Here is a 15,169-nt window from a genome sequence, read left to right as displayed (position 1 = left end):
GCAAAATTGAAGAAATATTCTTCTAGCTTGGTATTAAATTGCAAACTGTATGCCCCTGTTGCGACCTCATTATTGATATACCTCGCATAGTTGCAAAGCAAATGGCTATTTGCCCTCATTGCCATCATAAACTTTGCGAAGCTGACGTTAACCACGACAGCCGCATTGTTGCACTAAGCTTTAGTGCATTGCTCATGCTGCTTAGTAGCATGTTTTATCCTTTTATCTCATTTAGTAGTAGCGGCATTACCCAAACTATTACTTTGCCCGACGCAGCACGGATTTTATTTAATTACGATAGCGAGCTGCTGGGCTTATTTATCGATTTAAGCATTATTGCGCTACCAATGAGCCTGCTCGTTGTTTTAATTCCTTTGCATTTAGGTGTACTAAAAACCCTTCCTGATGGCGTTGCTAGGCGTTTACTAAAAGTAACCCTGTCACTTGAGCCGTGGATAATGAGTGAAATATTCTTAATTGGTGTGCTTGTCAGCATGGTTAAAATTATGTCGCTGGCCGATATAAGCTTTGGAGCAAGCTTTTGGGCTTATGTAGGGTTTGTAATTTTGTATATTGCTGCACTTGCCCATTTAAATAGGCCTAGGCTTTGGGCGCAAATAAAACCCGCGAAAGTGCTCGAGGGTGCTGAACATGCTAAACGTGCAATAGATGAAAACATTAAAGCGTGTCATGTGTGTCATCAGCTATGTACTGGTGATGTGTGTGAGCGTTGCCACACAAAAACACATGTAAGAAACCCATACAGTGTACAAAAAGCGGCGGCTTGGCTTGTTACATCAATAGTTTGTTATATTCCAGCCAATATTTTGCCAATTATGCATACCACTAGCCTTGGCGATGAATCACCTTCTACTTTAATTGGTGGTGTTATTACGCTTTGGAAAAGTGGCTCATACCCTATTGCTGCCATTATATTTCTGGCAAGCGTAGTAGTACCACTGGCTAAAGCATTTGTACTTAGCTTTTTGTGCTTTATGGTTGCAAGGCCTGTAAACTGCCATACAAAACGCTATACAAAAATTTACCAACTAACTGAATTTATTGGTAAATGGTCAATGATAGATGTATTTGTTGTTGCTATACTGGTTGCATTAGTGCAATTAGGTAACTTAATGTCGGTAACCCCAGGGCTTGGCATTGTATTTTTTACAGTTATGGTAATATGCCAAATGATGGCAGCTCACGCATTTGATCCTCGTTTATTGTGGGATTCACCTAAAAACAAAACTTCAGAGAAAAAAGCATGACAGAAACGGCAAACGTAACAAAAGAACCGAAAATTTCCGCCATCTGGATCATTCCGGTTATTGCGCTACTTGTTGGTATGTGGATGCTTTATCAATACCAAGCAAATAAAGGCTCGACTATATACATAAAAATGCCTCAAGCAGAGGGCATAATTGCTGGTAAAACAGAAATAAAAGTACGCAGTGTAAAAATAGGACAAATAGACCATATTCGCCTTTCTGACTCACAAGACAGCGTTATAGCACGTGCACAAATAGACAAAAACTACGATTCATTATTAACAGAAGATGCCAAGATTTGGGTTGTAAAACCGCGTATTGATGAAACGGGAATAAGCGGTATGAGTACACTGCTCTCGGGTGTGTATTTAGAGTTTTCGCCTGGTGAAAGTGAAGAATTAAAAGAGCGATTTGAACTTCAAGACGAACCCGCTTTAATCGGTAAAGATGTAAAAGGTGGCCGCTTCAAATTAATGAGCTACAACGCCGAAGTACTTGAAGTTAGCACGGGTATATTTTTCAAAAACTATAAAATTGGTCAAGTAGAAACCGCCACCTTTGATTGGAAAAACCAAGCAATGAAATACGGTATTTTTATTAAAGAACCGTATCAAAACTTAATCACAATGAATTCTATTTTTTGGGTTAACGCCGGAATAGAGATTGATCTCTCTGCTGATGGTATAAATATAAATACAGGCTCTTTAAGTAAGTTGTTAAAAGGCGGTATCTCTGTAGGTTTACCAGAGCAACAAACCCCGGGTGAAATAGCGCAAGATGGTCACAGTTATTCACTTAGCCAAAGCTATAAAGAAGCCCTTGAAGAGCGTTTTTATGATTTTGATTACTACATAATTGATTTTGAGCAATCGATTCGCGGCCTTCGTCCAGGAGCACCAGTTGAGTACCGTGGTACACGTATTGGCACTGTAGTAGAGGCGCCTGCTAACGTCATTGTTAATGGTAAGCCAGCACACTTTAAAAACCACAATACGGCGGTACCTGTTCTTATAAAGGTAGAATATGGTCGTTTATATTACGATAGCGCAGCAGCCAAAGAGTTTTGGCAAAGCAGCCTAACAGGATGGATTAAAAATGGTATGCGCGCCTCTTTAAAACCTGGTAATTTACTTACTGGTGCCGTGTATGTTGATTTTGATATTTACCCAGATGCCCCTAAAGCTAACCTCGATAAACTTGCACAATATGATGTGTTTCCAAGTATATCTAGCGGAATTACGGTACTAGCAGACCAAGTCTCTGATGTATTAAACAAAGTAAACAGCTTAAAAATTGAAGACAGCTTAGCGCAAATGCAGGATACATTTAGCGACTATCAATCACTTGCCAATGAAATGCGAGAACTGCTAAGTCAAAAAGATACCCAAAACTTACCGGGTGACTTTAATCGTAACTTTGAAAAAATGACTAAAAGCATGGAGCAATTTGAGGTAACCATGCGCCAGTTTGATAAAACGATGGCCAGTTACCAAGCAGGCTCAGAACTTCACCATCAAATACAACAGACACTAAAAGAGTTTAAACGTTTAAGTGAGGGGCTGCAGCCACTTACGCGCGGCTTAAACGAGCAACCTAATATGCTTATTTTTGACAAATCGCTACCCGCTGATCCAAAACCAAGGAAGCAATAATGAAATCTATACTTTTAACTGCAAGTTTTTTATTAGTCTTGGCGGGATGTAGCGCATCAATACAAACTGCAACGCAGTATTATCAATTTGAGCAGCCTATAGGTGCATCATCTCGAAATGTAGTGGCCACAGATGCACAGCTTAGAGTTCAAACCGTTGTACTTAGAGGGGCGCTAAATAATTTGGGCATTGCGATGAAAATAGACAGTAACCAAATTCATGCTGCTAATTACAACTTATGGGGCGAATCGCCTGATTCAATGCTAACTGCAAGTGCACAGCAAACCTTGTTTAACGCCATGCCTAATTGGATGGTGATAAAAGGGTTGCCTGTAATTACAGAGCTTGATCAACAAACATTTTATGAACTTGAATACGAAGTTCATCATTTTAATGGTGATTTAGAGGGCAATGCGGATATCTCGGGGCTGTGGCGCTTATATTACACTCACCCAGAAACCGGACGACGTTTAATTAGTATCCATAACTTTTCAAACGTAGTACCTATAGAAGACGACGGTTATGATGGTTTGGTTTCTACACTTGAAAAAATCTGGCTTAATATCAACCTAAATGTTGCTAAAGAAATAGAGCAAGCACGACTTTAATAACCATATATATCAACGGCGGTTTTATCCTCATTAATAACCGCCTTGCCTACCTTTTTAAAGCCTAAATTTAACAGCACACTTTGTGAACCTTTATTACTAGGCGCAGTTATGGCAATTACCTGATTTATACCCAATGTGTGCTTATTTATTAATAGAGCCTTAGCCGCTTCAAAAATATAGCCATGCTTTTCATAACCGGATAAAAGTGCAAAGCCTAAGTCGGGATGTTGAAGTGCTGAGCGTTTATAAAAACCAACTATTCCCACTACCTCGCCGCTACTCAAAGTAATAATATAAGGACCAAACCCTTGATGTTTATGAGATGCCGAAAACGACTGCTCAATATAGTTTTTGGCATCACTAAGCGTATAAATGGCTTTATCGCCAATATACTTGATAAAATTAGACTGATTAACCAAAGTAAGTAACATGGCTGCATCGTGCTCATTTGCGTAGCGAAGCAATAAACGTTTTGTTTTAAATACGGCGTTCATTAAAAGTCTCCATAAAAAAGTTATTTATGCACATAAATTTTTATTGACTGAAATGCAAAACCAGATTATTTTTGCGCCGATGTTTTTACAGGCACAACAATAGCGGTATGCATTCCTTGCTCCGTCTGGCGCCAAAGCCAACGCGTTTTTATTTAAACCCTTAATTTAACATAACAGTTTAAATACTCCTCTCGCGTACAAAAGCAGTGACTTGGAAAATGATTTAACAACAAACTATCATCTTCTTTGTTTTTGTATAAGCAATTTAAATTCTTAAATATGCTTTTAATTTTGTGAACACTTAAATGCTTGAACCCTCTGCGTTAAGTTTACTGCCACCAGCGGTGGTTGTTGTTTTGGCTGTTGTTTTACGCCGCCCTATTTTATCTTTACTTATTGGTGCTTTAGTTGGGTTAGTAATAGCCGACCCGGCCCAGGTGCTTGCTAACTTTGCCAGCACATCGCTCAAAGTAATGACCGACGAAACCATAGGTTGGTTAATACTCGTATGTGGTGGCTTTGGCGCTTTAATCGCCTTATTAGTGCGGACTGGCGGTGCGTCGGCGTTTGGAAAATTAGCGTTAAAATACACTAAAGGTAAACGCTCTTCTTTATTTATGACCTTTTGTTTAGGCGTAGTTATTTTTATTGATGACTACTTAAATGCGCTTACCGTAGGTGAAACGATGAAGCGCATTACTGATAAATTTAAAGTTAGCCGAGAAATGCTTGCCTACGTTGTTGACTCAACAGCGGCACCGATTTGTGTACTTGTACCTTTATCTACTTGGGCAGTATTTTTTGGCGGACTATTAGTAGATAACGGCATTGCCGTGGAAGGTAAAGGCATTGCGGTATATATTCAAGCAATTCCTTATATGTTTTATGCGTGGTTTGCAGTATTGGTGGTTTTGTTAGTGGTATTAGGTGTTATACCTGCTATTGGACCCATGAAAAAAGCAGAAAAAATGGCGAAAATAGAACAAGCCAGCGTAGATCCTGCTCAGTTTAGTGATATTCAAACAGCCGACGAATATGCAGTAAAAGCTGTAGAAGAAAACTTTGAAGATGCCGATCCTAAAGGGAAATTACATAACTTTTTACTGCCAATAATTTTACTTGTAGCCTTTACCGTTTACTTTGAAATAGATGTATATAAAGGCTTACTAGCGAGTATGGCGGTAACACTTCCTTTTTATGCACTACAAAAATTAATGAGCTTTAGCGAAATGATTGAGCGCATGCTTGATGGCTTTAAAAGTATGATACCGGCTATTGGTACTGTGATCGCCGCGTTTATTTTTAAAGATGTGTGCGATTTAATAGGCTTGCCGCAATTTGTTATAGGCAGTTTAAGCCCTTATATGACGGCGCAATACTTACCTGCAGTCGTGTTTATTGCGATGGCGGTGTTAGCGTTTGCTACAGGCTCTAGTTGGGGTATTTTTGCAGTGTCTATACCTATCGTTATGCCACTGGCAACTGCGGTTGACGCTAATATTCCACTGGTGATTGGCGCGTTATTATCGGCATCATCTTTTGGTAGCCAAGCGTGCTTTTATTCAGACTCTACAGTACTTGCAGCCCAAGGCTCTGGTTGTAACTTAATGAGCCATGCAGTAACACAGTTGCCGTATACATTAATAGCGGCATCAATGGCGGTTATAGGCTTTATAGTTATGGCATAAATATTATATAGCTATAGAAATAAATAAACCCCAATGTATTGCTACACTGGGGTTTATTCTAACTTTATGTATAACGTTTATTTTTGTAACTTAATGCCATTGTAATAAGCATCAAGCGTAGTGATTTTTGTTTGATTAGGTAAATCAGCAAAGTCACTTTCAATAAACTTAGTACCACGCAGCTGCACATTTAAACGCGCTGCTTGAGGGTTCAACATGGTTTGCTTGTAGTACTGTTTTATATCTGCAAGTGTTACTTTTTCTACTTCATTAATCAGCTTTTGCTTTGAGTCAAATTTAAAGTTTTCGCGGTACCAGTCATTTATAAGCGGGCTCATTTCGTCGCTTAAATTTTTAGGTTGCTCTTTAAGTGATACAAGCGTCGCATTTTTAAGCTGTTCGAATGTATCATTACTCATGTTATCAAGCTCTACCGCATACTCTTTTTTAAATTGATCAAAGCGTGCTTGTATCTCTTTAGGGCCTTTAACTGGTGTCTGAATAAACAAGCCAATGGCTGAGTATTCTTCTATTGGGCGAGCCAATGCACCTACAGCGTAAGCTAGTTGCTCCTCGGTACGCATTTTATCAAACGCAACGGTTCTAAAGTGGCTTTGTAGTACTGCTGCTTGTGCTTTTTGTTTATAACCAGCTATTGGGTGTACGGTCATATCAACAACAGCTACATCAGCAACATCAATATCTTTTTGAAGTACCAGTGTTTCGCCTACTTGCGGTAACCATGCTTTGCTGCGTGCAAATTCACTGTGCGTATGGTTGCTTTCAAGCGTAGCGCTTAATTCGCCAGCTATTGCATCAATATCTTGCTGGTTATAGTTACCATAACTAAACACGCGTAAATCGTTTTTAGCAAAAGTTGCTGTTTTTAAATTATTTAAATCAGCAACAGATAATGATTCAGCCACTTTTATTAGTGCATCTGTATCAAAACTGCCTGTGCGAATGAGTTTTGAATACTCACCAAATGCTTGCGCATACGGAAACTGCTTCTGCTGGTTTAATAAATCACGTTTATAACGATCAATTGCTTGGCTAAATGCTTGTGCTGTAACCTCAGCTTTTAAACCGCTAAGCGCTTGTTTAAGTAATACGTCTTGTTTATCTGTAAAGCCGCTCATTGATAATACAAGGCCATTACTTGGCGCAAGACTCACACTCATACCCGCTATGGCAGCTTCAGTGCTTAGCTGACTTTGTTGAATATTGTATAAGTCGGCCCATACCGAATAAAGCACTTCAGCATTTATATCGGTTAAGCCAGGTTGAGTGTTTATATATACTTCAACAAGCCCTTTTGGTTGCTCTGCAAACTTTTGGCTTGCTTGACGCCATACTTTCACGCCGTTTTTATCATAAGCTAGTACTGGGTGCTTTTGCTCTTTAAATGCTTTAGTTTTAATTGCAAAGCTCTCAGGTAGTAAGTTGTTTACACTAGGCAGTGCTAATTTAAATTCACTCGGCTTTTTCCAGCTGGCAATTTCATCATCGCTAATGTCGTTAATGCGATATTTGCCATCATAAAAATGTAGTTGCGAATCTGTTTCTTCTTGTTGAGATATATACCAAACTCGTAGCGTTTTAGCATTTAATTGATCCAGCACATTATTAACTGCATCAGCATCAAATTTTGCATAATAATAAGGGGCATTAATAGTATGATTGAGTGGATAAACCTGCATGCTGCCGGTAAGCGAGCTTACATAGTTAAACTCATCGCCCTTCTCTAAAAATTTAAACTGGTTGCTAAGCGACGTTTTAATTTCGTTAAAGTACTTACTATCTACACCTTCTTTTTTAATTAAATCGATATATTGCATAATTGTCGCGACAATTGTTTCGCGATTTTTCATACCCTCGTCGGTCAATTCAATATTTACATTCAGTGTGCCGTAATTACCGTATTGAGTTGGCGATGGTGAAGCTGATAACTGCGACACCCAACCTTTATCACGTAATATTTGTGCAGGGCTGCCCGGCATTTCATTACTTAATAAATAAGCAACAAAACGATTTGGTTTAACTGCAAACTCATCAGCATTATTGGCAATAGTGAAATCTAATTGTAGCTGTTTAACATCTTCATTCGGAGAGTAAAATACACGCTTACCGCCTGCTTTATCAAAATCTACTTTTGCGGTAACAGCTGGCTTTTCGATATTTTTATTTTTTATATCAGCGAAGTACTTTTGCGCTTTTTGCTCCATTTCAGCAATTGGCAAGTTAGAAATAAGCGCCACTTTCATGATATTGGAAGAGTAGTACTTATTATAAAAATCGACTGTTTCTTTGTGCAGCGAGCTGCCTTCTTTATCGCCTAGCGTTTCTAAATTTCCTATTAAAAAGCGATTAGCGGGATGATCGCCCATCATTTTACGGGCTAGCTTAAATTGACCAAAAAAGTCCATCTCGCGACGCATTGACCACTCTGCGTTTACCGCGTTTTTTTCTTTATCGGTATATTCAGGATATAACTTAGGCGCTTTAAAAAAGTCAGAAAAACGGTCTAGTCCTTCATCAAACGCATCGTTATTAATTTTAAACATGTAGTTGGTAATATCGAGCCACGTGTAGGCATTGTGGGCGCCACCATTTTTGGTCATGAAATCAGAATACCCTTTTGTGTCTGGGTAACGCTCAGTTCCTAAAAACAACATATGCTCTAAATAATGCGCCATACCTTGTTGTGACATTGGATCATGCAGTAAACCAACCCCTACACTTAGTGAAGCCGCAGATTTTTCGGCGCTTGGGTCTGATACCAAAATAACTTCAATTTCGTTTGCTAGCTTTAACGTTTTATATTCTCGGCTATCGTTTGGACTTACAACTAATGAATCAGCTAATAAAGACGCTTGAGGAGACGTTGAAACAGATAATGTATTTGAACAACCACTTAAAACTGCCAGTGCTATGGCGCTAAAGCCAATAATTTTTTTCATTTTGATTTTCCAGTAAAGTATTGCGCTAGTTACGCGCTCAAACATCGTAATAGAGCTAAATTAACATTAACAATTAAGGATTTGCCACAATTTAACGCTAAAATATGTAACACATTGTGAAAAAGCACTTCATACTTAAGCTTTATAAAACAATAATAAAGGAACATTATGGAAAAAATTATTATTCTAGCCATGTTTGCTCAAGTAACACTCTCACTGTTTGTGATGATAGTTATGGGTAAAAGGCGTATACAAGCCGCTAAAAATAAACAGCTAAATTTGAATGATTTTAAAACAATGCAATTAGATAAAGCAGGCGACACAGTGCGTGTAGCCGATAGGAACTTTTCTAATCAGTTTGAGATCCCCGTTTTATTTTATGCCGGCTGCTTACTTGCTTTACAGCTTCATAATGCAAGTTATTTAGTGGCTGCTTTAGCATGCTTATTTGTAGTGTCGCGTGTTGCGCATACTGTAATCCACTTAGGGCAAAATAATGTAAGAGCTCGCTTTAACGTCTTTTTATTTGGTTGCGGGTGTGTATTTGCGATATGGCTTGCCATGATTTGGCGAATAATAGCTTTTTAGTTTAAATATTATCAGCGGTTTAAAATTAAGCCGCTGATAATGGATACTTTTACATTTTTATTTAAATCGCTGCAAACGTGTGAACACCAATAGAGCACCACCCAGTAACCACGCCAATGAACCACCTGAACTGCTACCTGAATCGGTAGAGGTATCGCCACTATCAAGTGATGTGTTTGTTGTTACGCTAAGGCCTGCAGCTGAATTTGGATCGTCATCCATAACCACTACGCTTTGAATAGTCACTAAATTTGCACTACTTATACTTACATCACTGCTTGAGCATTGCTGCTCAGTAATATCTACCACGGGTACTTCACCGCAATGAACCAATGCTGCAATTTTATCGAGTGTAGATTGACTCGCCGCAGTAATTTGTCCAAACACCGTAAAGCCACCATTTTGCGTATCAAGTGCAGCACTATTATCTGAAATATTAAAAAACCACTGGCTTGTTGCGCTGTCTTCATCGCCAGAAAGCTTTGCCATAGCAATGGTGCCTTTAACATTTGAAAAAACAGGCTCATTTTCTACAGTAGGCTTAGTATCAATTGCATCAAACGAATCAGAATACGTAAAGCCACCGCCTTGAATTACAAAATCTGCCACAGAGCGATGAATCACCGTTTCGTTGTATGATTCATCTTGAACATAGCTTAAAAAGTTTTCTACGGTTTTGGGGGTCTGTTGATCAAATAAATTTATTTCTATTGTACCTTGGCTTGTGTTCATTTCGACAATAGTAGCAGTGCTTGCAAAGCTTGCCAACGCAAGCCCAGAGCCAAGTAAAAGCTTTTTCATGTTTCATTCCTGTTGTTATAATTTTAACGATTAATTAACCTACTTGCAGATTAAAGCGACATGGTATTAAAATCGATTGTTAAATCTATCAAGATACAAATTAGACCGTATTGGTAACGCTTTAATTACATATAAGGCTAGTTATATTCTTTTAAGTTATATAAAGCAAAGTTAGTACAACTAAATCATCTTAAATAGAGAGCTTACATTTATTACCTTAAAAAAATAAATACCAAGGAGCTGACAATGCTTAATAACACACACACAATTTGCGATTTTGGTTTACACAAAGGCGAGGCTTACACAAAGCTACCTGCAAGCTTTTTAACTTGGATGATAAGCACAAAACACCGTCAATCTGAATATGCACACGCCGAATTAAAAAGACGTGAGCGTGCAGTTATAAACAATTTGGCATTAAAGACTAAGTAGAAATGTAAAATAAGTACGTTTTTTTAGCACAAAACTAGTTTAAACTACCGGCTTGATAAATTAAGTAGAGCTTAATCAACAGGTATTTTATGCGCATAATTATTTTATTTTCGGTTTTTTTTAGCCTCCTTGGGTGTACCTCTTCTACCCCAGAATCTAGCAGTAGTCCTTCTACACAATATTTAACTGTTCTTCATACAAATGATAACCATGGTCGTTTTTGGCAAAACGAAAAAGGCGAATATGGCATGGCCGCTCGCAAAACGTTGATTGACTCTTTACGTAATGAAGCAAAAAAGCAAGGCCATGCGGTAATATTGCTCTCTGGTGGTGATATAAATACAGGTATTCCTGAGTCTGATTTACAACAAGCAGAGCCCGACTTTAAAGGTATGTCTTTATTAGGTTATGACGCTATGGCGCTTGGTAACCACGAATTTGATAACCCAATTAAGGTGTTAAACAAACAACAGCAATGGGCTACTTTCCCACTTTTATCTGCTAATATATTTGAAAAAGCCACGGGTGAACACGCATTTGAAAGCTATAAAGTGTTTGAAAAAAATGGTTTAAAAATTGCGGTCATTGGTTTAACTACGACTGATACAGCTAAAATAGGTAATCCTCAATATATTGGTCATTTAGAATTTAAAGAACCTATAGAGGTTACAGCCAAACTAGCAAAAGAAATAAAAGCTAAATATAACCCTGACGTTACTATTGCACTTACACACATGGGCCATTATGTAGATGCACACTTTGGTATTAATGCCCCTGGTGATGTAACACTTGCCCGCTCACTGCCTGCCAATACTCTTGATATGATCATAGGCGGGCACTCTCAAGAGCCTGTGTGTATGAGCGATACAAACGTTAACGATGATAACTTTAAGCCAGGCCTTGCGTGCAAACCAGATCAGCAAAATGGTACTTGGATTATGCAAGCCCATGAATGGGGTAAGTATGTGGGTAAGGCTGAATTTAAACTTGAAGGCGAAAAATTAACACTTATTGACTACACATTAATGCCAGTAAACTTATATGTAGATAAAATACAAGCTGATGGCTCTACTCAAGAAGTACTTGCAAACGAATATATTAAGCCAGACCCAACACTTGAAGCTTTTTTAGCGACTTATCAAGCTAAAGGCGCAAAGCAAATAGCAGGTAAAATTGGCAGTGTTGATGCTCGTTTAGAAGGCGATAGAAGCAAAGTACGTTACCAACAAACAAACCTTGCGAGAGTAATTATTCAAGCACAAATGAACGCAGTAGGCGCTGATTTTGGGTTAATTAGTGGTGGCGGGATAAGAAGCGGCATTGAAGCTGGGGAAATCAGTTATAAAGATGTTTTAAAAGTACATCCTTTTAAAAACCGCATTACTTACATAGATTGGCAAGGCAGCGATTTATTCAGTTACCTATCGACTGTCACAAGCTTTCCTGCAGATGCAGGCGCTTATTTGCAATATCATAAAATATCATTCGATCGCAAAAATGGTGAGTTAATGAATGTATATATTAATGGTAAAGCTCTGGATAAAAATAAAACATACCGTATGAGCTTAAATAGCTACAACGCATCAGGCGGAGACGGTTACCCAGCTATTAATAAGTTAAAAGGTTTTGTAAGCACTGATGTTACCGATGCTCAAGCACTTAAAACTTTTATATCTGAAAATAGCCCGATTAAAGCGTCTGAATTTGCGCCTAAATAAATAAGTTACAGTAATAGGAAAGTAAAATCACTTTCCTATTACTTCAATATTTCCGTTTGCGATATGTGTTAGTGCATAACTATGTAATCGTGAACGCGACCCTTCCCCATATGCCTTAGGCGGATAATAAAGCTCTTTTTGATCAGGGTACTCAATGAGTACTTCATCCAGGGCTGCACGAACTTCGCTCAGTGTTTTTTCAAGACTATTGTTGAAGTTAGGTCTTTTTCTTACTGTATGGCCAAGCTCAACTAACCTATAAAAATATTTATTTGCTAGCTCTATCAGCTCATCAGGTACATTTTTACTATGATTGAGCGAAACATCTGAGTTATTACGACAGTAATCAACTAGCGCTAAATAAAAACACAGTGGTTTATTTGCCAAACACACTTTCAGCTCTGCTCTATAACTATTTGAAACTGTTTTATTGTTTAAATCAATTATAAGGACAAGAGGTAATGGCACTGTAGTAGTATCGTCGTTACTCTCAAGTAAATTAGTCCTAAGCTGTTGTGTAAAAATATGCTTTAACCAAAAGCTTACAAGTACACTTATAATTATAAATACAAGATGAAACGAAGCGTTTGTTGCTGTTAAGTATGTATTGTTTATTTTAAAAACAATTGATACAGCGCCGTTGCTACTATTTAAAGTACGGCTAAACTGCCTTGATTTTAAAGGCAACTCAAGCTCACCTTTAGGCTCAATTGCTACGACCCTTAAGGCGTTACTATTAATATATGTATTTAATGTTTTTATGTAAGTTAAAACTGCATCTTTATTTCCTGAGTGCTTTAGTAACTCATTAGATAAGTCTAGCAATGGCAGATCCAACGCTATTTGCTTTTCAATCTGCGTAATTTTGTGTGTATTTACTTGCTGCGTTTTTTGGCTAACTGATACGTAAAACACCAATGATAAAGCCAAACATAAGCCAGCTACTAAGCCTGAAAACACAAATTTATTCATCGCCTAGACCTTTAATAAAACTCACTGATTTTGTGTTACAACTCCAGTAAGGTTTAACGTTTTGGTAGTAATGCAGAGTTTGATCTTTTGACATGTTAAGTAAATGAGACTGTATTGCACACAGTAAATCAGTATTATTTTGTTGCATTTTAAAGTACCAGCGCGTTCCTGCAATATTATTGCTTAAAGGTGTGATGTAATTTTTTGAAAAACGTGTTGCATCACTTTCTTTCCAAAATGACGCAATAATATCTACTTTACCATCGGCCAATAAGTCCCGTAGTTCGTTATGTGAGCTTGCATAAGTAATTTTTAAATTAGCCAAGTTAATATCAAGCTCTTTAAACGTTTGCTTAGGTAAAATATGTCCAGAACGACTGGTTGGGTAATCAAGCAAACCTATGCGTTTATCTAAAAAGTACTGTTTTGTAAGCCGAGGTTTTTCTTTAGAAGATATAAAAAAAGCAGTGTAGTTAGAAAACCCCACTACCGGTTGATAGTTGTAAGTTGATTCTGCTCTAAATGCAGCCATTATATTATTCTTAGCCAATATTAAATCTGCAATACCTTTGCCCACAAACTCTAAACTGTCAGCTGTTCTATATCCCCAATACCCTATTACAGAGCCATATTGCTTAGCGACAACGTTATCGCCACACAAACTTTCTGTTAATAACTTGGCTATTTTTTTTGATGGTGTAAAAACAATGAGTTCACTTGTATTACTTGTTGCCGTTGTTTGACATGTAGTTGAAGTTTTTATCATGACAGGAAACTGTAAATCATCGTTATTTACCGTTAATTGACCGCAAATCCATGTAACAAGCAATAGCAGAAACAAAAATGCAACAACTGTAGTTTTATGCAACATGATGTTTTTAAAATTCAAAGTAAATCCACTCAAAAATATACCATTGATGTATTTGAACAATTATATTTACTTATTACAACAAGTAATTTTACCCATTAAAAATAAACCTTTGATTTTAAACAGTATTAGATAAGAAATTATGAATGTTATTGAGTCCTTCCTATTAGCATAATAAATAAGGACAATTGACCGCATTACCTTATTGTAACAATACGAAAAATACATTTAGGAAGCTCTAATGCACAGCAAAATAAAATATTCAATTTCTTCTGCGCTTTTGATTAGTGCAATTTTCACAAGCAGTGATTCGTATGCATGGGGGCAAAATGGTCACCGTGTGGTAGGTAAAATTGCCGAGTCGCACTTAACACAAGTAACTAAAAGAGCTATCACACCTTTTTTAGATGGCGAATCACTAGCACAAATATCAACATGGCCTGACGAAATGCGCTCAGCACCGGGCGATTTTTGGCAAAAAAAATCTTCTCGCTGGCATTACATAAATGCAGCTCCTGGAAAATCATTTAGTTTTAAGCATGAGCACACAAAAAACAAAGAATCTGTGAGCAATATTCTCGAAGGTATTCATTACTCAATGCAAACCCTCACTGATGCAAACAGCACATTAGACGCTAAGCAGTTTAGTTTGCGTTTTTTAGTGCATTTAGTAGGCGATAGCCATCAACCATTTCATGCTGGCAGAGGTGAAGACAGAGGCGGAAACCGAATTAAAGTTTCGTTTTTTAATGAAGAAACAAATCTTCACAGCCTTTGGGATACAAAATTAGTTGAAAACGAGAACTTATCGTTTACTGAATACGCACAATTTATTGATACAAATAATAGTGAACTCATTGCACAGTACTTACAAAGCTCACCTAAAACATGGGTTGAAGAATCTCATAACCTAGCAATGAAAATTTATAAATATACTAATGACGAAGTTGGCTATAGCTACATATACAACAACACACCGATTGTGAAAACACGCCTCCAACAAGCGGGTATTCGCTTAGCTGGTGTATTAAACGCCCTGTTTGATCCCTCAGCTAAAGAACTAGAAACGGCACTTAAGATGCCTATCAAATAAGTAAACTGCAAATTTAACTTAAAC

13 protein-coding genes are annotated in these 15,169 nt (G+C 37.7%); 8 read left to right on the top strand and 5 right to left on the bottom strand.

Features of this window, described 5'->3' with window-relative positions; genetic code table 11:
* The first annotated feature begins 101 nt into the window (after positions 1-101).
* The 3 genes from ALFOR1_RS18805 to ALFOR1_RS18795 are packed head-to-tail and all read left to right on the top strand — an operon-like array spanning position 102 to position 3,528.
* Complete coding sequence (locus tag ALFOR1_RS18805; RefSeq protein ID WP_232007057.1) at positions 102-1,268, top strand: paraquat-inducible protein A; 1,167 nt, start codon at positions 102-104, stop codon at positions 1,266-1,268.
* Positions 1,265-2,920, top strand: coding sequence for an intermembrane transport protein PqiB (gene pqiB, locus ALFOR1_RS18800; protein ID WP_058549827.1), 1,656 nt, complete (start codon positions 1,265-1,267; stop codon positions 2,918-2,920). The genes ALFOR1_RS18805 and pqiB overlap by 4 nt, the downstream gene beginning before the upstream one ends.
* Positions 2,920-3,528: a PqiC family protein gene (locus tag ALFOR1_RS18795; protein WP_104644034.1), complete on the top strand. Its 609-nt coding sequence runs from the start codon at positions 2,920-2,922 to the stop codon at positions 3,526-3,528. Before pqiB ends, ALFOR1_RS18795 begins: the two co-directional genes overlap by 1 nt.
* Here the strand turns inward: ALFOR1_RS18795 and ALFOR1_RS18790 are convergent.
* Positions 3,525-4,025 (bottom strand): GNAT family N-acetyltransferase, encoded by a 501-nt coding sequence (locus tag ALFOR1_RS18790; RefSeq protein ID WP_104644033.1) that lies wholly within the window; start codon positions 4,023-4,025, stop codon positions 3,525-3,527. The two genes, ALFOR1_RS18795 and ALFOR1_RS18790, sit on opposite strands and share 4 nt — an antisense overlap.
* Before the next feature lie 305 nt (positions 4,026-4,330).
* Here ALFOR1_RS18790 and ALFOR1_RS18785 point away from each other — a divergent pair, with 305 nt between their 5' ends.
* Positions 4,331-5,713, top strand: a complete 1,383-nt coding sequence (locus tag ALFOR1_RS18785) for a Na+/H+ antiporter NhaC family protein (RefSeq protein WP_104644032.1) — start codon at positions 4,331-4,333, stop codon at positions 5,711-5,713.
* Between the two features lie 77 nt (positions 5,714-5,790).
* On the opposite strand, the gene ALFOR1_RS18780 is transcribed toward ALFOR1_RS18785, so the two are convergent.
* The gene (locus tag ALFOR1_RS18780) at positions 5,791-8,673 is read right to left on the bottom strand and encodes an insulinase family protein (protein WP_104644179.1); all 2,883 of its coding nucleotides are present in this window, start codon (positions 8,671-8,673) and stop codon (positions 5,791-5,793) included.
* Between the two features lie 168 nt (positions 8,674-8,841).
* Here ALFOR1_RS18780 and ALFOR1_RS18775 point away from each other — a divergent pair, with 168 nt between their 5' ends.
* Positions 8,842-9,261, top strand: coding sequence for an MAPEG family protein (locus ALFOR1_RS18775; RefSeq protein WP_058549832.1), 420 nt, complete (start codon positions 8,842-8,844; stop codon positions 9,259-9,261).
* Between the two features lie 57 nt (positions 9,262-9,318).
* Here the strand turns inward: ALFOR1_RS18775 and ALFOR1_RS18770 are convergent, their stop codons facing one another.
* Positions 9,319-10,062: a peptidylprolyl isomerase gene (locus tag ALFOR1_RS18770; RefSeq protein WP_104644031.1), complete on the bottom strand. Its 744-nt coding sequence runs from the start codon at positions 10,060-10,062 to the stop codon at positions 9,319-9,321.
* 246 nt (positions 10,063-10,308) lie between these two features.
* Between ALFOR1_RS18770 and ALFOR1_RS18765 the strand changes: the two genes are divergently transcribed.
* Positions 10,309-10,494, top strand: a complete 186-nt coding sequence (locus ALFOR1_RS18765; RefSeq protein ID WP_104644030.1) for a hypothetical protein — start codon at positions 10,309-10,311, stop codon at positions 10,492-10,494.
* An 89-nt stretch (positions 10,495-10,583) separates the two neighbouring features.
* The gene (gene ushA, locus ALFOR1_RS18760) at positions 10,584-12,212 is read left to right on the top strand and encodes a bifunctional UDP-sugar hydrolase/5'-nucleotidase UshA (protein ID WP_104644029.1); all 1,629 of its coding nucleotides are present in this window, start codon (positions 10,584-10,586) and stop codon (positions 12,210-12,212) included.
* Positions 12,213-12,239: 27 nt separating this feature from the next.
* On the opposite strand, the gene ALFOR1_RS18755 is transcribed toward ushA, so the two are convergent.
* On the bottom strand, positions 12,240-13,184 hold the full coding sequence (locus ALFOR1_RS18755) for a hypothetical protein (protein WP_104644028.1): 945 nt from the start codon (positions 13,182-13,184) through the stop codon (positions 12,240-12,242).
* Positions 13,177-14,055, bottom strand: coding sequence for a substrate-binding domain-containing protein (locus tag ALFOR1_RS18750; RefSeq protein ID WP_104644027.1), 879 nt, complete (start codon positions 14,053-14,055; stop codon positions 13,177-13,179). Before ALFOR1_RS18750 ends, ALFOR1_RS18755 begins: the two co-directional genes overlap by 8 nt.
* A gap of 238 nt (positions 14,056-14,293) precedes the next feature.
* Between ALFOR1_RS18750 and ALFOR1_RS18745 the strand changes: the two genes are divergently transcribed.
* Positions 14,294-15,145 (top strand): S1/P1 nuclease, encoded by an 852-nt coding sequence (locus tag ALFOR1_RS18745; protein ID WP_104644026.1) that lies wholly within the window; start codon positions 14,294-14,296, stop codon positions 15,143-15,145.
* Positions 15,146-15,169: the final 24 nt, after the last annotated feature.

The organism is Pseudoalteromonas carrageenovora IAM 12662, from assembly GCF_900239935.1.
GTDB lineage: Bacteria > Pseudomonadota > Gammaproteobacteria > Enterobacterales > Alteromonadaceae > Pseudoalteromonas > Pseudoalteromonas carrageenovora.
The sequence above is the reverse complement of the archived record's forward strand: the minus strand, read 5'-3'. Positions and strand labels throughout refer to the sequence as shown.